The organism is Ornithinimicrobium tianjinense, assembly GCF_014636495.1.
Lineage (GTDB): Bacteria > Actinomycetota > Actinomycetes > Actinomycetales > Dermatophilaceae > Ornithinicoccus > Ornithinicoccus tianjinensis.
Genome location: NZ_BMEM01000005.1, coordinates 117,981 through 134,050, shown reverse-complemented (window position 1 = coordinate 134,050; position 16,070 = coordinate 117,981). Strand labels below are relative to the sequence as shown.

Genomic DNA, 16,070 nt, shown 5'->3' with positions numbered 1-16,070 from the left:
TCTCCTCAGCGCATCGGCATACCTGTGAGTCCGGAGATGAGCCCGAGGGTGGCGCACAGGGCGAGCGTGCGCAGGACGGACCACCGGAGGCGCAGCAGGAGGAACCCAGCCAGCAGCGTGATGGTCAGGGGTATCCAACGCACCGACTCCCACACCGGGATCTCGAGGGAGACGGGGCCGGACCGGACGTCCACGGTGGCGGCGAAGATGGTGTGCAGGGCGAGGAACAGGGCGAGGTGGGCGATGACGCCCACGACAGCGGCAGTGATGCCGGTTAGTGCTGCCGTCAGGGCCCGGTTGCTCCGCAGGCCCTCCACATGGGGCGCGCCGAGGAAGATGAAGACGAAGCAGGGCACGAACGTCACCCAGGTCGTCAGGAGCGATGCGAGCACCGCCGCGACCCACGGGTCCAGCGTCCCGGGGTCCCGGTAGGCACCGACGAAGGCGACAAACTGCACGACCATGATGAGCGGACCCGGGGTGGACTCGGCCAGAGCGAGCCCACGGACCATCTCCCCGGGCGTGAGCCAGGCGTGCACCTCGACCGCCTGTTGCGCCACGTAGGCCAGGACGGCGTAGGCACCGCCGAAGGTCACCAGGGCCGCGCCGGAGAAGAACAGGGCCTGCTCGGTGAAGACGCTCCGGCCACCGGTGAGCAGGATGACAGCACCGACCGGCACCCCCCAGGCCACCGCACCGAGCACCAGCACCCAGAATGCGTGGGTCCACGACGGCGTCGCCTGGTGCATCGCGTCGTCGGACACCAGCGGCGCCGGGCCGCGGACCGGGTCGCTCGCGCGGGGTGGGGCGTGGACCGCACGGGGTGACCACCGACCCAGAACCCAGCCGATCAGCGCTGCGGCGGCGACCACGGCAGGAAACGGCACGCGCAGGACCGTCAGGGCGAGGAAGGCGGCGACGGCGAGCGCGACGAGCGCCGGACTGTGAAGGGCCTTGGCCCCGACCCGGTGCACGGCCTGCGCCACCACGGCCAGGACCGCGGCACCCAGACCGGTGAAGACGGCCGAGACCACGGTGGTCTCGCCGAGCCCGACGTAGAGGAAGCTCAGGCCAAGAAGGGCGATGACGCCGGGCAGCACGAAGAGCGTGCCAGCCGCGAGTCCGCCCCGCACCCCGTTGAGAAGCCACCCTACGTAGATGGCGAGCTGCTGGGCCTCCGGACCAGGGAGCAGCGTGCAGTAGGACAGGGCGTGCAGGAAGCGCTGCTGCCCGATCCACCGGCGCTGCTCCACCAGCTCGCGCTGCATCACCGCGATCTGCCCCGCCGGCCCGCCGAAGGTCTGCAGCGAGATCAGGAACCAGGCGCGCACGGCCTCCCTGAACGGCACCACGTCGGCGCCTCGTGGTGCAGCTTCGCCAGCAGCGCCTACACCCAGGGGTGGGCGGTGCCCATCAGGTTCGTTGTGATGCACGACACGCCCAATCCTCAGTTATACGTTTCCATAGGTTGACTAATCCCTATGCGATAGGCAGGATATACCCAGCCCGGGTGGAAAACCACCCCCACGAACCAAGAAGGCACCCATGACCCAACTGATCCTCCTCGCCCTCGTCGGCCTCGCCGCCCAGCTCGTCGACGGCGGCCTCGGCATGGCCTACGGGGTCACGACAACCACCCTGCTGCTCGCGCTGGGCACCAACCCGGCCGCCGCGTCCGCCACGGTGCATCTGGCCGAGATCGGCACGACCCTCGCCTCTGGCCTCTCCCACTGGCGTTTCGGCAACGTGGACTGGAAGGTCGTCCTGCGCATCGGCGTGCCGGGCGCAGTCGGCGCCTTCGCCGGCGCCACCGTCCTCAGCAGCCTCGACACCGAGGTCGCCCGACCTCTGACCAGCGGCATCCTGCTCGCTCTCGGCGTCTACATCCTGGTCCGGTTCGCGACCTCCGCCCCGCGCGCCGACCGGCTCGGGCAACCGCTGCGGCGCCGTTTCCTCTCTCCCCTGGGCCTGTTCGCCGGGTTCCTCGACGCCACCGGCGGCGGCGGGTGGGGACCTGTCGGCACCCCGGCGCTGCTGGCCAGCGGCCGTATGGAGCCGCGCAAGGTCGTTGGCTCCATCGACGCCTCCGAGTTCCTCGTCGCGCTCTCGGCCAGCCTTGGGTTCCTCCTGGCGCTGAGCAGCCAGGGCGTCAACCTCACGTGGGTCCTGGCCCTGCTCGCCGGCGGGGTCGTGGCCGCGCCATTGGCCGCATACCTCGTCCGCGTCGTGCCCACCCGAATCCTCGGGGTCAGCGTCGGCGGCATCATTCTGCTCACCAACTCCCGCACCCTGCTGCGCAGCGACCTCATCGACGCCCCTGACACCACGCGCATCCTCGTCTACATCACCGTCCTCGCCGTGTGGGTCCTCGCCCTGGCCTACGTCGTGAACGACCATGTCCGCAACAGCAGCCCTGCCGTCGCACCGATCGATGCGCCGGAAGAGGACGACGCCAAGACCCCAGCGTGACCGGGCCCCGAACATCGCCCTGCGTCCCGGCCAGTCGCAGGCACAGACGGCCACCCATGGCCAGACGGGTGTGAGGGTGGGGCATGAGGACCTCCGAGCTCTGGGCCGTGACTCTTGAACAGTCACAGCCCGCTCGGAGGCCCTCCCCACGTCCCTAGCGCGTGCCACCAACCGCCTGGCAGGTACCCCGAGCGCGCTGCTGCCGCACGGTCGGCGACCGTCTTCACGGGACCTTGCGAGCTCGCCAGGCCAGCGCCGTCAGCACCGCAGAAGTGGGTGTCCAGATGGCCCGCTCCGGCCAGGACGGCGAGATGCCGTTCATGACGACGCCGACGCCCATCAGCGTGGTGACGCCGGTCAGCACGTGGCGGCGCATGGGGACCGGAAGGCGACGGCTCAAGACCGCCGCACTGAGCCCGGCGTAGATAACCGCGGCCCCTGCGCTCGCGAGCCTGAGCCGGGCGGGCAGCACGCCGGGGTGAGCGCCCCCGTAACTGGCGCGACCCCAAGGCGTCCCGGCGGCCAGCGCAACCTGAAACGCGGCGAGCCCTCCCAGACCGATGGCCAGAGCACGATGTTCCAGGGAGCGCCGCTGACCCTCAGCACCGGACGGCATCGGCCTCGCCTCAGTCACGCGGTCATCCTGCCGCATGCGGTGATGGTCATGTACAACGCGTAGCGGCAACACACCGCCATGGGCCACAGCGCGCAGCCGCCACGTCCACGATGATGGTGGCTCGCCACCAACACCCGGAGGAGCCCTGGTGCCCCAGTACGCCGTCCTGATCTACAGTGCCGAGTCCGCACACACGCCCGGAGAGACCGCGGACACCTCGGAGGCGATCGCTGAGTGCGACGAGCACGCGGAAGCCCTGATCACGGACGCCGTGATGACAGCGGCCTGGGCGTTCACTCCTCGCAGCATGGCCAGGTCGGTCCGCGCCGACGGCGTCTCCGAGGGACCCTTCTACGACACCCCGGACGCTCTCGTCGGGTTCTACGTCCTCGAGGCGCCGGACCTGGACACCGCCCTCGCCACGGCGGCCACCAACTCCGTGGTCCGGCAGGGCGGCGGCCTCGAGGTGCGTCCGATCCACAGCGGGGGCTTCGTCGGCTCCTAGAGAGCCCCCCCTCCGCTGCCGACGGGTGACGCCATACCTTGGGGGTATGCCTGTGGCCATCCGCCTCGCTCGCGCTGACGACCTCGCGGCCATCGAGCGCTTCGCCGTCGACGTCGTCCCCGCTCACTACGCTCCGATCCTGGGCGAGGACGCTGCGCTGGCGCAGCTGCAGTGGTGGACTCCGGCACGGATGCAGCCGGCCGTCGAGGCCCACCGCGTCCATGTCGCGGTCGAGGGCCAAGCGATCGTGGGAGTGGCGGAGACCGGTGTCCTGGGCGAGGACCACGTCGTCTGGAAGCTGTACCTCGCGCCGGAGCTCCGCGGCCGGGCGATAGGAGCGGACCTGCTGCAGCACGCCGTAGCGCCCCTTCGCAAGGTGACCGACCACGTCCTGGTCGAGCACTTCGCCGGGAACACCAAGGCCGCCAGGTTCTACGAGCGGGAGGGGTGGGCCGTCGTGCGCACCGAGGCGTCCCGGAGCGGCGACCCCGCCGCGGCGATCGTCTGGCGCCGCTTCACCTTCGCCAGATGAGGTCTGACGTCGCTCATCGATCGGGCGCCCCCGATCGTGCTTCGATGCGGGTATGCCCGCCTCCTCACCTCGCCCTCCGGCCGGCGTGACGGCGCTCGCGTCCGCCTTCGTCGTCGCAGGGGTTTTGCACCTGGTGCGCCCGGACCTCTTCGAGCCGATCGTGCCGCGCCGCCTGCCCGCCAAGCGGGAGCTCGTCCTGGGCTCCGGTGTGGCCGAGATCGCCTGCGGCGCAGGCCTCCTCGTCCCTCGAACGCGCGCCCTCGCGGGCCGGCCGAGCGCGCTGCTCCTGGTCGGCGTGTTCCCGGCCAACGTGCAGATGTGCGTCTCCTACGGTCAGCGGGCCCTACGCACCCGGCGGCCTGCACATGTCGCAAGCTTCGCCGCCACGGTGGTCCGGCTGCCGCTGCAGTGGCCGATGATCAGGACCGCGCTGGGCGTGGCCGGGGTGCGGCGAGCGTCCGAGGGATAAACTCGGCGCAGGAGGCAGACATGGGTGTGCACCCCGACCATGAGCTCGAGGTCCTCGAGGAGGACCAGACCGTCCCGCCACGCCCGGAGGAGGTCATCGCCGACGCCGACCGTCCTCGGGACGACGCGGCAGCTACGACCGAGCAGGACCTCGGTGACCGTGCTTCACGTGGCGGTGCAGATACGTAGGGCGCCGCAACCCTCGGTATCGACCTGCTGGAGTGGCACGCTCGACGCTCAGCTCCAGTCGCGCCGGTCCAGCAGCACGCCGTCGGCCTCGCCCAGGGCCTCCACCACCTGCACGTCCGTCCGGAACCGCAGCCCGGCACGCACCTTCTCGGCCACAGCTCCCGCCAGGGTCTCCCCGGGCACCGTCCCGTCCGGCACCACCAGGCACGACAGCTCGTCCTTGTGGTCCACGCGGTCGATGAGGAACCGGTAGTCCGCGACCCCGGGCACGCCGTCCATCACCGCGCTGACCTGGCGCGGGTGCAGGAACATCCCCTTGACCTTCACCGCCGCACCCACGCGCCCGAGCACGCCGCGCAGCCGCAGCGAGCCGTCCGGCCCGAGCATCCAGCCCGACAGGTCACCCGTCCCGAAGCGCACGAGCGGGTAGTCCGAACGCAGCAGCGTCACCACGATCTCGCCCTCGGTGCCGTCGGTCACCGGCACCCCGGTCCCGATCTCGCACACCTGCACGTCCACGCCGTCCGCCAGCACCAGGCCGTTGCCGGGGTCCTCCCCCGCCGGCTCCCACGCCAGCAGACCGGTCTCGCCCGTCCCGTACGCCATCCGCACGTGCGGCACCCGCTGGGTGAGCAGCGCGCGCAGCGAGTCCGGCAGCGGCTCGGCCGTCACCAGCGCCCGCTCCAGCCGCCAGCGCTCCGGTTCCAGACCCGCCGCGTCGTAGGCCTCGACCAGCGCCTTGAGATAGCTCGGCAGGCCCGTGTATGCCGTGACGCCCAGGTCCGCCATCGCGCGCGCCTGGAGGTCCTGGTTGCCGATGCCCCCGGCGACGACCGCGGCACCCACGGACCGGGCGCCCTGCTCGAGCATCGCGCCAGCCGGCGACAGGTGGTAGCCGAAGCAGTTGAGCACCACGTCGGACGCGCCCACGCCCAGGTCGGCGAGCGCCTGGCCCCACCGCCAGTCGGCGCCCTCGAGCTGGGGCTCGTAGAGCGGCCCCGGCGACTGGAACCACCGTGCGACCAGCGCGTCCGGCGCGAGCAGGCCGCCGTGCGGCGGGTCCTGCCGCTGCCGCTCGACGAGGTCGTCCTTCGCGAGGACCGGCAGCGCGGCAAGCCCGCCGGCACGGCATACCTCCGACGCGGTGAGGCCGGCCTCGGCGAGGCGGGAGGCGAAGCCGGGCACGCGCCCGGCGGCCCGCTCCAGCACCTCCGCGAGCCGGGGCGCGAGCGCGTCCTCACGCCGCTTCAGGGCAGCATCGATCGACATGGTGGGTCCCTTCACAGCCAGCGCTTGCGGCGCTTGTAGTGCTTGACGTCCCGGTAGCTCTTGCGGCCGCCCTCCTCGCCGAGGCCGAGGTAGAACTCCTTCACGTCGGGGTTCTCGCGCAGCTCGGCGGCGGGGCCCTCGAGCACGATGCGCCCCTGCTCCATGATGTAGCCGTGGTCGGCGACCTCGAGGGCGCGGCGGGCGTTCTGCTCGATGACCAGCACGGTCAGGCCGGTCTCGGTGTTGAGCCGCTTGATGTAGCCGAAGATCTCCTGCACCAGCAGCGGCGCCAGCCCCAGCGACGGCTCGTCGAGCATGAGCAGGGTGGGGCGGGCCATCAGCGCCCGGCCGATCGCGAGCATCTGCTGCTCGCCGCCGGAGAGGTAGCCCGCGATCCGCGCCCGCATGTCGGCGAGCTTGGGGAAGAACTCGTAGACCTTGTCCAGGTCCTCGGCCGACTCCTTGCCGCTGCGCGTGTAGGCGCCGGCGACGAGGTTCTCGGCCACGCTGAGGTGCTCGAAGACGTGCCGGCCCTCCATGCACAGGCTCATCCCCCGGGTCACCCGCTGGGCGGCGTCGACCCTCGTGATGTCCTCGCCGCGGAAGGAGATCGTCCCGTCGGTGACCTCGCCGTGCTCGCTCGGCAGCAGCCCCGAGACGGCCTTGAGGGTGGTCGACTTGCCCGCGCCGTTGGAGCCCAGGAGCGCGACGATCTGCCCCTCGGCGACCGTGAGCGAGAGCCCGCGGAGGACGAGGATCACGTCGTCGTAGATGACCTCGACGTTGTTGAGGGACAGCAGCGCCGCCCCGGGGCCGCCCCCCGGCACGAGCGCGCCGCTCGTGCCGGGGGACGGGGTGCCGGTGGCCGTGCTCATGGCGTGGCGCCCGCCTCGACCTCGACCATCTTGCCGCCCTCCATCGTGTAGACGCCGGCGCTGGTGGAGCCGCGGTGGGACTCGGCGGAGAACTCGACGGTGCCGTCACCGATGACGCCGCCGGTGTCGATGCCGCCCATGGTCTCCAGCGCCTCCTTGATCGACGGCCCGTCGACCTCGCCGTCCTCGGCGGCCTTGGCCATGCCCTCGGCCATCACGTGCATGACCATCCAGCCCTGGACCCACGAGGTGCCCTTGGTGGCCGGGTCCTGGCCCTTGTCCTCGAGGTAGCTCACCATCTCCTCGTGACCCGGCTTCTCCGCCGCGATCGGGGCGAACGGCTGGACGCCCATGTGACCCTCGGCCACGTCAGCGCCTGCGGTGGTGATGAACAGCTCGTTGGCGCACCAGTTGAGGCAGACGATCTTCATGTCCAGGCCCTGCGCCTTGATGTCCTTGGCGACCTGCGCGGCCGGGGAGGCGACGTTCTGGATGACGATGTACTTCGCGCCCTGGCTCTGCGCCTGGGAGAGCAGGCCGACGTAGTTCTGCTGGCCGGCCGGCATGGCGTAGGCCTGGTAACCCAGCCCGTAGCCCTTCTCCGACACCCACGCCTCGCCGTCGGCGACCGGGGCCAGGCCGAACGGGCTGTCGTGGTGGAAGACCGCGACCTCGGCGTCGCCGCCGGAGTCCTCGTTGATCCAGTTGAGCGCGATGCGCATCTGGTCGGAGTAGGTCGGGGCGCTGACGAAGTTGTAGGGCGCCTCGGCCGGGTCGGTCAGGCTCTCGGCGAACGAGCCGGACATGAACGGCAGCTCGTCCTGCGCCACCTTGGTGTGCAGCGCCTCGGTGTCGCCGGTGCCCCAGCCCTGGACGGCGACGACGCCGTCGTTGACGTACTGCTTGTAGAGCTGCTCGGCCTTGGGCACCTCGTAGGCGTAGTCGTTGGACGTCGCCTGGATCTGCCGGCCGTCGACCCCGCCGTTGGCGTTGCGGTAGTCGATGTAGGCGAGCATGCCCTCGTTGTAGGGCTTGCCGACGTCGCCGGTCGCGCCGGTCAGGTCGGCGATGATGCCGACCTTGATCGGCTCGCCGCCGTCGCCGCTGCCGGCGCTGCCGTTGTCGCCACCGTCGCCGCCGCCGCAGGCGGACAGGCCGAGCGCCAGCGCGGCGAGAGAGGCGATGAGTGCACCGCGTCGTGCGTTCATGATTTCTCCTTCAGAGGGTGGGTATGGCGTGTGCGTGAGTGGTCTGTCAGGGTCGGGTCGGGGTGCGCCGGGTCAGTAGCGGAACGGCCAGTAGCGGACGTACTCCTTCATCCGCTCCCACAGCCTGTTGAGGCCGCGGGGCTCGATGATGAGGAAGAGGATGATCACCAGGCCGAAGACGGCGTTCTGGATCGCCGGCAGCTGGTTGGACAGCCACGGCGCGGCCGGGCCGACGACGTCGGCGACGGTGCGGATGAGCACCGGCAGCAGCGACATGAAGATCGCCCCGTAGACCGCCCCGGCGATGCTGCCGAGGCCGCCGACGATGATCATCGCCAGGTAGGTGATCGAGACGTTGAGCGTGAACGCCTCCCAGGTGACCGTCTCGGTGTAGTGCGCGGTGAGCGCCCCGGCGAGGCCGACGAAGCCGCTGGAGACGGCGAAGGCGGTGAGCTTGGCGGTGGTGAGGTTGACGCCGATCGCCTCGGCCGCGATGTCCTGGTCGCGCACGGCCATGAAGCTGCGCCCCAGTCCGGTGCGGAAGAGGTTGCGGGCGGCCAGCACGGCGAGCAGCGCGAGGAGCATGAGGATCCAGTACCAGCTCTGCTCAAAGGACTCGCGCGGCAGCGTCCAGCCGAAGATCGAGAGCCGGTCCAGGGTGATGTAGCCCCGGTCCTCGGTGAGCCAGCCCCAGCGGCGGATGACGAACTCGATGATCTGCTGGGAGGCCAGCGTCGCGATCGCCAGGTAGAGGCCCTTGAGCCGCAGGCCCGGCAGCCCGAAGAAGGTGCCGATCGCGGCGGTGAGGAGCACGGCGAGGACGATGGCGACCGGAACGGGCATGCCCATCCGTTCGGCGAGGATCGCCGAGCTGTAGGCACCGACGGCCATGAAGCCGCCCTGGCCCAGGGAGATCTGGCCGGTGTAGCCCACGAGGATGTTCAGGCCGACGGCGCCGATCACCGCGATGAGGATCGTGTTGACGATCGAGAGCCAGTAGTTGTCGAGCACGAACGGCAGGACGAGCAGCAGCACGACCATCAGGCCGAGGCGGACGTACTCCGCGCGGGTGCTGCGCAGGCGCAGCTCGGAGGCGTAGGTCCGGTGGTAGATGCCGGTGGCGGTCACGTTGGACATCGGTCAGACCCTCTCGATCCGCGTCTCGCCGAAGAGCCCGTAGGGGCGCACCAGGAGGATGAGCACCAGCACGACGTACGGGACCACGGTGGCCAGCCCCGGGTCCTGGTAGCCGGAGACGAACTGGGTGAGCAGGCCGATGATCAGGCCGCCGACGATCGTGCCGGGGACCGAGTCGAGGCCGCCGAGGATGACGACCGGGAAGACCATGAGGCCGAAGCCGGCGAGGTTCTGGTCGACCGCGCTGATGTCGGCGAGGAGCACGCCGGCGATCAGCGCGCTCACCGCGGCCAGCACCCACGCCAGGGCAAAGATGCGGCGCACCGAGATGCCCATCGTCATCGCCGCCTGCTGGTCGTCGGCGACGGCGCGCATCGCGATGCCGTGCCGGGAGCGGCGGAAGAAGATCGTGAAGGCGGTCAGCACCACCGCGGCGATGAGGATGACGAGCAGCCGGTTGAGCGGCACGGTCGCGCCGAGGAACTCCACCGAGCTGCGCGGCAGGATGGCCGGCTGGCTCTTGGGGCTGGTGCCGTAGAACATCTGCACCAGGGCCTTGAGCAGCATCGACAGGCCGATCGTCACCATGATGATGCTGATCGGGTCCTCGCCGATCATCGGCCGCAGGATGAAACGCTCGACGAGCACACCGATGAGCGTGGCGACGACGACGCCGACGAGCACCGCCGCGACGAGCGGCAGGCCGAGCACGACGAACGCCGTGTAGAACATGTAGGCGCCGACGAGCAGGAACTCGCCCTGGGCGAAGTTGATGACCGAGGTCGCCTTGTAGATGAGGACGAAGCCGAGGGCGGCGAGCGCGAGGATGGCGCCGTCGGCCAGGCCGTAGACCAGCAGGTTGAGGAAGGTTGACATCGTGGGCTCCTTGCCGGCGCGTCAGCGCCGGCCGCTCCAGACGGGACGGCGGCCGCGGCCGGGGGGGATCGTGTAGGTCGACAGGTCGAAGATGCGCAGCGCCAGCTCGCGGACGACCGACGTGCCGTCCTGGTAGGTGATCCGGCTGGTGATCCCGACCTGGTCGTCACCCCGGCGGAGGGCGGCGATGAGGTCGGCATACCGCTCGTCGATGACGTTGCGGCGCACCTTGCGGGTGCGGGTGATCTCGTCGTCGTCGGGGTCGAGCTGCTTGTGGAGCAGCAGGAAGCGCCCGACCCGGATCGACTCCGGGAGGTCCTCGTTGGCCCGGGTGACCTCCTCGGCCAGGAGGTCGTAGACCTCCTCCTTCGCGGCGAGGTCGGTGTATGTCGTGTAGCTGAGCCGCTCGTGCTCGGCCCACGACCCGACCGTGCCGGGGTCGATGGTGATCATCGCGGTCATCGGCTCGCCGGCCTGCTGCGGGCCGAAGACGACGGCCTCCTCGACGTAGGGGCTGAACTTGAGCTTGTTCTCGATGAACTGGCTGGAGTAGCGGCTGCCGTCGGGGGCGGTGAGCACGTCCTTCTGGCGGTCGATGACCACGAGCTGGCCGCGCTCGTCGAGGTAGCCGGCGTCGCCGGTGTGCAGCCAGCCCTCGGCGTCGACGACCTTGGCCGTCTCCTCCGGCTGCTTGTGGTAGCCGCGGAAGACCGAGGCCGAGCGCAGCAGGATCTCGCCGTCGTCGCTGATCCTCAGGTCGGTGCCCGGGATCGGGGTGCCGACGGTGTTGAAGGAGATCGCGTCGTCGCGGTGGACCACGGCGATGCCGCAGATCTCGGTCTGCCCGTAGAGCTGCTTGAGGTTGACGCCGATGGCGTGGAAGAAGCGGAAGACGTCCGGGCCGAGCGGGGCGCCGCCGGTGTAGGCCCGGCGGATTCGGGCCAGGCCGAGCTGGTCGCGGACCGGGCGGGTGCTCACCTGGTCGGCGAGCCACGTGAGCACGGCGTTGCCGCCCTTGCGGCCCTGGGTGCGGGCCTGCGCGGCACGGTCACCGATGTCGTAGCCCCAGCCGAAGACCGTGCGCTTGAGCCAGCCGGCCTCGTCGATGCGGACCTGGACCTCCGAGAGCATCGACTCCCAGATCCGGGGCGGGGAGAACATCACGTCCGGACCGATCTCGCGCAGGTCCGAGCGCTGGGTCGAGGCGTCCTCGGGGAAGGACAGCGTCAGGCCGCGGGACAGGCCGATCGCCACCGCCAGCATCTGCTCGCCGATCCACGCGAAGGGCAGGAAGGAGACGTAGCGGTAGGTGTGGTCGGCCGGGTCGAACTCGGTGAGGTGGTCGGCCATCGCGAGCAGGTTGGCGTGCGACAGCTCGCCCAGCTTGGGCCGGGAGGTGGTGCCGGACGTCGTGCAGATGACGGCGACGTCGTCGGGCGCACCCAGGGCGACCTGCGCGGCATACCAACCGGGGTCGGCGTCGGCCCGCTGCCGCCCGGCGCGCTCGACCTCGGTGAAGTCGACCAGCCACGGGTCGTCGTAGGACTCCAGGCCGTGCGGGTCGTAGAAGACGACGCGCTCGACGGGCAGGTCGGGCGTGGTGTCGCGCAGGCGCAGCAGCTTGTCGACCTGCTCCTGGTCCTCGGCGACGACGACGCGCGCGGCCGACATCCGCAGGATGTGCTCCAGCTCCTCGCCGATCGAGGTCGGGTAGATGCCGACGACGGCGGCGCCGATGGCCTGCGCGGCCAGCTCGGCGATGAGCCACTCGGGGCGGTTGTCGCCGAGGACGGCGACGATCTCGCCGCGCTGCACGCCATAACCGGCCAGGCCGTGGGCGAAGTCCTCGACGCGGCGGCGGTAGTCGGAGAAGGTGAGGGGCTGCCAGATGCCGTAGAGCTTCTCCTGCATCGCGACCCCGTCGGGGCGCTCGGCGGCGAGAGTGTCGAGGAGGCGCGGGAAGGTGGTCGCACGGGGGGCTCCGCCCCCCGTGTCCCCCCCGATCGCGGCAGAGGTCCGGTTGCTCATGCGTCCTCCTGGAGGGTGGCGAGGGCCTCCTTGACGGCAGCATCCTCGGTGTCGCTGCCCAGGTAGGCCTCGACGACGGCCGGGTCGGCCTTGACCTCGTCGGGGGTGCCGTCCGCGATGAGGCGGCCGAAGTCGAGCACGCTGACGCGGTCGGAGATGTCCATGACGACGTTCATGTCGTGCTCGATGAGGACCACGGTGACGCCGGCGAGCTCGTGGACGTCGAGGATGTAGCGGGCCATGTCCTCCTTCTCCTCGGCGTTCATGCCGGCCATCGGCTCGTCGAGCAGGAGGAGGGCGGGCTGGATGCACAGCGCGCGCCCGAGCTCGACGCGCTTCTGGATGCCGTAGGCGAGGGAGCCGACCGGCTTGTTGCGGAAGGCCTGCAGCTGGAGCAGGTCGATGACCTCCTCCACGAGGTGACGGTGGGCGATCTCCTGGCGGCGCGCCGGGCCGAACCACAGCATCGAGGCCGCGACGTTGTGCTTCATGTGGATGTGGCGGCCGAGCATGAGGTTCTCCAGCACGGTGAGGTGGGAGAAGAGCTCGATGTTCTGGAAGCTGCGCGCCACCCGGAGGCGGGCGATGCGGTGGGGCGGCAGCTTGGTGAGGGTGGAGACCGTGCGGGTGCCGTCGGCGGCCGCGGTCTGCAGGCGGATCGAGCCCTCCTGCGGGTGGTAGATCCCGCTGATGCAGTTGAGCATCGAGGACTTGCCGGCGCCGTTGGGGCCGATGATCGCGTGCACGTGCCCCTGGGTGACCGTGAAGCTGATGTCGGTCAGCGCCTTGACGCCGCCGAAGCGCAGCGAGACGTGGTCGACCTCGAGCAGGGGCTCGCCGTCGGGCAGGTGGCTGCCGTTGAGGGAGTGCTGGTAGGCGCGGGTGAGCACAAGGGTCCTTCCGGGTCTGCGGTGATCCGGGCTGTCAGGTTGACACTAGGGTTTCACTATCTGAAAGACAAGACCTCTGACAGAGAACTTTTCGCGAATGGTGCACACTGGGTCCACGCGGGAAGAACGCTGGACAGCGAGAGAGAGGTGGTCGTGGCGACCAACGACCCCGGCCGTGGTGGCCTGGGGACCGTCCGCAACGCGGTGCAGCTTCTCGAGCTGCTCGCGGAGGGCCCGGCCTACCACCAGCTGACCGACCTCGCCGAGCGTTCCTCGATGTCGATCCCCACCGTCCACCGCCTGCTGCGCTCCCTCGTGCTGGCCGACCTCGCGGTCCAGGACCCGGCCACCTCGCGCTACGGCCTCGGCCCCGAGCTGAGCCGCCTGTCGCACCACTACCTCGCGCGGCTGCCCCTCCTCGGCGCCCTCTCCCCCTACCTCTCCCAGGTGCGCGACCAGGTCGGCGCGACCGTGCACGTCGAGGTCCTCGTCCGCGGCGAGGTCGTGTATGTCGATCGCGTGGACTCGGTCGCCTCCAGCCCCTTCCGCGAGAGCCACCGGGTCCTGCCGGCCCTGACGACCGCCGGCGGCCGGCTCCTGGCCGCCCGCGGCGACGAGGAGGCCTGGGGCCTGGCGTGCGCACGTGGCGGTGACGCCGACGACGCCTCACGCCGCGCCTGGGCCACCGCCGACTGGCTCGCCCACCGGCCCGCCGACCTCACCCTTCCGGCCGAGGTCGCCGTCCCCGTCCTCGACGCGGCCGGGGCTGCCGTCGGTGCGCTGGCGGCCGAGCTGCCCGGCACCGACCCGGCCACCCCCGAGGGCGAGGCGCGCGCGGCGGAGGTCGCGGCATACCTCGAACGGGCGGCGCGAGCCGCCGGAAGGACTCTCGGCCATGGCTGACGCACGTCCCCCGCGGATCGTCGGCGAGCCGGTCACGCCGCTGCCGCCGAGCGAGGCGTGGGCGGACGTCGCCGCGCGGATGCACCTGCTCGAGCCGCCGACCGCGCTGTGGGGCGACGACGGACGGTGGCTGACCGGCGCACGGCTCAACCTGTCCGTCACCTGCCTGGACCGGCACCTCGAGGAGCGCGGCGACGCGGTGGCCGTGCACTGGGAGGGCGAGCCGGGCGACCGGCGCGACCTGACCTACCGCGAGCTGCACGAGCAGGTCGTCGGTCTCGCGCGGGCGCTGCGCGGGATGGGCGTGGGTCCGGGCGACCGTGTCGGGCTGCACCTCGGCTGGCTGCCGGAGACCGTCGTCGCGATGCTCGCCTGCGCCCGGATCGGCGCGGTCCACAGCGTGCTCCCGTCGTCGCTGCCGGCCGGCCCGCTCGCCGACCGGCTCGCCCTGCTCGACCTCAAGGTCCTCTTCACCCAGGACGGCGCATGGCGCCACGGGACCGTGCTGCCGCTCAAGGCGCGCGTCGACGACGCCCTGGCGGCTGTCGGCAGCGTCCAGCACACCATCGTCGTGCGCCGGACCGGGATGGACGTCGCCTGGTACGAGGGCGACCGCTGGTACCACGACGTCGTCGCGACGGTGCCGCGCCCCCGCCGCGGGGAGAGCGGACGGGCACGGCATACCTCCGAGGACGAGCCGGTCGCCCTGGACGCCGAGCACCCGGTCGCGTCGGTGCCGATCGCGGCGCGCGCCGGGCAGCAGGTCTCGGTCGTCCACGGGACGGCGGCGGTGCTGGCCAGCGCGATCGCGGTGCACGGGCACCTGCGCACGGGCGGGCCGTTCTGGTGCGCCGGCGACATCGCGTGGGCGGTGACGCAGTTCCACGGGGTCTACGGGCCGCTGGCCTGGGGCGACGCGTCGGTGATGTACGAGGGGACCCTCGACGTGCCCCACCACGGGCGCGCGTGGGAGATCGTCCGCCGGTATGGCGTGGAGACGCTCGTCACGAGCCCGTCCGTCATGCGGACCATCCGTGGGTGGGCGCGGGACATGCGCGCGCTGGGGTCGGCGCCGACGCTGCGGCGGATCGCCACGGCGGGCGAGCCGGTCGAGGCCGAGCTGGCGACGTGGCTGGTCGAGGCGTTCGGCGGGGGCGACCTGGAGGTGCTCGACGCGTGGGGCCAGCTGGAGCTGGGCGGCATCGTGCGCGTCACCGGCCCGGGCGAGCGGCCGCCGATGCCGGGCTGCGGGATCGACCTGGTCGACCCCGCCGGGCGCCTCGTGCCCGATGGCGAACCCGGCGAGGTGGTGCTGCGCAGGCCCTGGGCCGGGGTGCTCGTGGGCGTGGAGGGCTCCACGGACCGTGACCACTGGGGCCACTGGGAGCGGCACCCGGGCGTCTACAGCACGGGCGACCTGGCGGTGCGCGATGCGGACGGGTCGATCAGCTTCCTCGGCCGGGCCGACGACGTCGTGTCGGTGTCGGGGCAGCTGGTGTCGCTGGGCGAGGTGCGCGAGGTGCTGACCGACCACCCGTTCGTGGCCGCCGCGCGGGTGACCGTGCGCAAGGACGTGGCGCTGGGCCGGGCGATCGTGGCGGCCGTGGTGCTCTCCGACGGCGCAGGCAGCGACCCCGACCTCGACGCCGTCGCGGTGGAGCTGATGGCCGCGGTCCGCGAGGACCTGGGCGGGCTCGCGCGGCCGCGGGCGGTGCTGGTGGTGGACCGGTTCGGCGAGGAGCTCGGCCGCGAGGCCCTCAGCCGCGCCATCGCTGCATTAGCCACGCCCGACCGCGCCGGCACCCCCCGCAGCGTGACGTGGGAGCAGCTGGTCGCCGCGGCGGGCGAGGCGTGACGTCGGAGCAGCTCGTCGCGTCAGCCGGCGAGGCGTGACGCGGCTCGTAGGCACCGCGCACGACGCCATCCTCGTTCCCGGTGCCCAAGTCCGGCCCGCTTGACGCGCACGTCAGTGGTGCGTGAGTGTGGCTATGGCGACACCTGGCTACCACGGTGCCACTCGGGCAGCGCGCTGCTGACCGGGCCGCGACGGCACGGGTCCCGCTGGGCTGTGGATAAGTTCTGCTCAGCTCCACCGGCCTGGGTCA

The 16,070-nt window shown here is 71.4% G+C and carries 16 protein-coding genes; 7 read left to right on the top strand and 9 right to left on the bottom strand.

The window, feature by feature from the left end:
- Positions 1-5 precede the first annotated feature (5 nt).
- Complete coding sequence (gene chrA / locus IEV65_RS13985; RefSeq protein WP_229735297.1) at positions 6-1,352, bottom strand: chromate efflux transporter; 1,347 nt, start codon at positions 1,350-1,352, stop codon at positions 6-8.
- A 193-nt stretch (positions 1,353-1,545) separates the two neighbouring features.
- Between chrA and IEV65_RS13980 the strand changes: the two genes are divergently transcribed.
- Positions 1,546-2,469, top strand: coding sequence for a sulfite exporter TauE/SafE family protein (locus tag IEV65_RS13980; RefSeq protein WP_188431836.1), 924 nt, complete (start codon positions 1,546-1,548; stop codon positions 2,467-2,469).
- 223 nt (positions 2,470-2,692) lie between these two features.
- Here the strand turns inward: IEV65_RS13980 and IEV65_RS13975 are convergent, their stop codons facing one another.
- Positions 2,693-3,121, bottom strand: a complete 429-nt coding sequence (locus IEV65_RS13975; RefSeq protein WP_188431834.1) for a hypothetical protein — start codon at positions 3,119-3,121, stop codon at positions 2,693-2,695.
- A gap of 112 nt (positions 3,122-3,233) precedes the next feature.
- On the opposite strand from IEV65_RS13975, the gene IEV65_RS13970 reads away from it, so the two are divergent.
- Genes IEV65_RS13970 through IEV65_RS13955 form a run of 4 tightly spaced genes read left to right on the top strand, consistent with a single transcriptional unit; the run spans position 3,234 to position 4,779 of the window.
- Positions 3,234-3,590 carry a YciI family protein gene (locus tag IEV65_RS13970; protein ID WP_188431832.1) on the top strand — a complete coding sequence of 119 codons (357 nt, stop codon included), beginning with the start codon at positions 3,234-3,236 and terminating at the stop codon, positions 3,588-3,590.
- 46 nt (positions 3,591-3,636) lie between these two features.
- Positions 3,637-4,122, top strand: a complete 486-nt coding sequence (locus tag IEV65_RS13965) for a GNAT family N-acetyltransferase (protein ID WP_188431830.1) — start codon at positions 3,637-3,639, stop codon at positions 4,120-4,122.
- A gap of 52 nt (positions 4,123-4,174) precedes the next feature.
- A complete protein-coding gene (locus tag IEV65_RS13960; RefSeq protein WP_188431828.1) occupies positions 4,175-4,591 on the top strand; it encodes a DoxX family protein in 417 nt (138 codons plus the stop codon).
- A gap of 20 nt (positions 4,592-4,611) precedes the next feature.
- Entirely contained in the window at positions 4,612-4,779 is a 168-nt protein-coding gene (locus IEV65_RS13955; RefSeq protein WP_188431826.1) for a hypothetical protein, read from the top strand.
- Positions 4,780-4,827: 48 nt separating this feature from the next.
- Here the strand turns inward: IEV65_RS13955 and IEV65_RS13950 are convergent, their stop codons facing one another.
- From IEV65_RS13950 to IEV65_RS13920, 7 genes are all read right to left on the bottom strand, one after another.
- Entirely contained in the window at positions 4,828-6,048 is a 1,221-nt protein-coding gene (locus IEV65_RS13950) for a phenylacetate--CoA ligase family protein (RefSeq protein ID WP_188431824.1), read from the bottom strand.
- Positions 6,049-6,059: 11 nt separating this feature from the next.
- On the bottom strand, positions 6,060-6,923 hold the full coding sequence (locus IEV65_RS13945) for an ABC transporter ATP-binding protein (protein ID WP_188431822.1): 864 nt from the start codon (positions 6,921-6,923) through the stop codon (positions 6,060-6,062).
- Positions 6,920-8,131, bottom strand: coding sequence for an ABC transporter substrate-binding protein (locus IEV65_RS13940; protein WP_188431820.1), 1,212 nt, complete (start codon positions 8,129-8,131; stop codon positions 6,920-6,922). The genes IEV65_RS13945 and IEV65_RS13940 overlap by 4 nt, the downstream gene beginning before the upstream one ends.
- 72 nt (positions 8,132-8,203) lie before the next feature.
- The gene (locus tag IEV65_RS13935) at positions 8,204-9,268 is read right to left on the bottom strand and encodes a branched-chain amino acid ABC transporter permease (protein WP_188431818.1); all 1,065 of its coding nucleotides are present in this window, start codon (positions 9,266-9,268) and stop codon (positions 8,204-8,206) included.
- Between the two features lie 3 nt (positions 9,269-9,271).
- On the bottom strand, positions 9,272-10,144 hold the full coding sequence (locus IEV65_RS13930; RefSeq protein WP_188431816.1) for a branched-chain amino acid ABC transporter permease: 873 nt from the start codon (positions 10,142-10,144) through the stop codon (positions 9,272-9,274).
- A gap of 21 nt (positions 10,145-10,165) precedes the next feature.
- Positions 10,166-12,172, bottom strand: a complete 2,007-nt coding sequence (locus tag IEV65_RS13925; RefSeq protein ID WP_188431814.1) for an AMP-binding protein — start codon at positions 12,170-12,172, stop codon at positions 10,166-10,168.
- Positions 12,169-13,062 carry an ABC transporter ATP-binding protein gene (locus IEV65_RS13920; RefSeq protein ID WP_229735296.1) on the bottom strand — a complete coding sequence of 298 codons (894 nt, stop codon included), beginning with the start codon at positions 13,060-13,062 and terminating at the stop codon, positions 12,169-12,171. The genes IEV65_RS13925 and IEV65_RS13920 overlap by 4 nt, the downstream gene beginning before the upstream one ends.
- Positions 13,063-13,215: 153 nt before the next feature.
- Here IEV65_RS13920 and IEV65_RS13915 point away from each other — a divergent pair, with 153 nt between their 5' ends.
- A complete protein-coding gene (locus IEV65_RS13915; RefSeq protein WP_188431812.1) occupies positions 13,216-13,965 on the top strand; it encodes an IclR family transcriptional regulator in 750 nt (249 codons plus the stop codon).
- Positions 13,958-15,820, top strand: a complete 1,863-nt coding sequence (locus IEV65_RS13910; protein ID WP_188431810.1) for an acetate--CoA ligase — start codon at positions 13,958-13,960, stop codon at positions 15,818-15,820. Before IEV65_RS13915 ends, IEV65_RS13910 begins: the two co-directional genes overlap by 8 nt.
- Positions 15,821-16,070: the final 250 nt, after the last annotated feature.

Coding starts and splice junctions, on each gene's coding strand:
- IEV65_RS13980 (WP_188431836.1), top strand. CDS start 1,546: ATGACCCAACTGATCCTCCTCGCCCTCGTCGGCCTCGCCGCCCAGCTC.
- IEV65_RS13975 (WP_188431834.1), bottom strand. CDS start 3,121: ATGCGGCAGGATGACCGCGTGACTGAGGCGAGGCCGATGCCGTCCGGT.
- IEV65_RS13965 (WP_188431830.1), top strand. CDS start 3,637: ATGCCTGTGGCCATCCGCCTCGCTCGCGCTGACGACCTCGCGGCCATC.
- IEV65_RS13960 (WP_188431828.1), top strand. CDS start 4,175: ATGCCCGCCTCCTCACCTCGCCCTCCGGCCGGCGTGACGGCGCTCGCG.
- IEV65_RS13955 (WP_188431826.1), top strand. CDS start 4,612: ATGGGTGTGCACCCCGACCATGAGCTCGAGGTCCTCGAGGAGGACCAG.
- IEV65_RS13950 (WP_188431824.1), bottom strand. CDS start 6,048: ATGTCGATCGATGCTGCCCTGAAGCGGCGTGAGGACGCGCTCGCGCCC.
- IEV65_RS13945 (WP_188431822.1), bottom strand. CDS start 6,923: ATGAGCACGGCCACCGGCACCCCGTCCCCCGGCACGAGCGGCGCGCTC.
- IEV65_RS13940 (WP_188431820.1), bottom strand. CDS start 8,131: ATGAACGCACGACGCGGTGCACTCATCGCCTCTCTCGCCGCGCTGGCG.
- IEV65_RS13935 (WP_188431818.1), bottom strand. CDS start 9,268: ATGTCCAACGTGACCGCCACCGGCATCTACCACCGGACCTACGCCTCC.
- IEV65_RS13930 (WP_188431816.1), bottom strand. CDS start 10,144: ATGTCAACCTTCCTCAACCTGCTGGTCTACGGCCTGGCCGACGGCGCC.
- IEV65_RS13925 (WP_188431814.1), bottom strand. CDS start 12,172: ATGAGCAACCGGACCTCTGCCGCGATCGGGGGGGACACGGGGGGCGGA.
- IEV65_RS13910 (WP_188431810.1), top strand. CDS start 13,958: ATGGCTGACGCACGTCCCCCGCGGATCGTCGGCGAGCCGGTCACGCCG.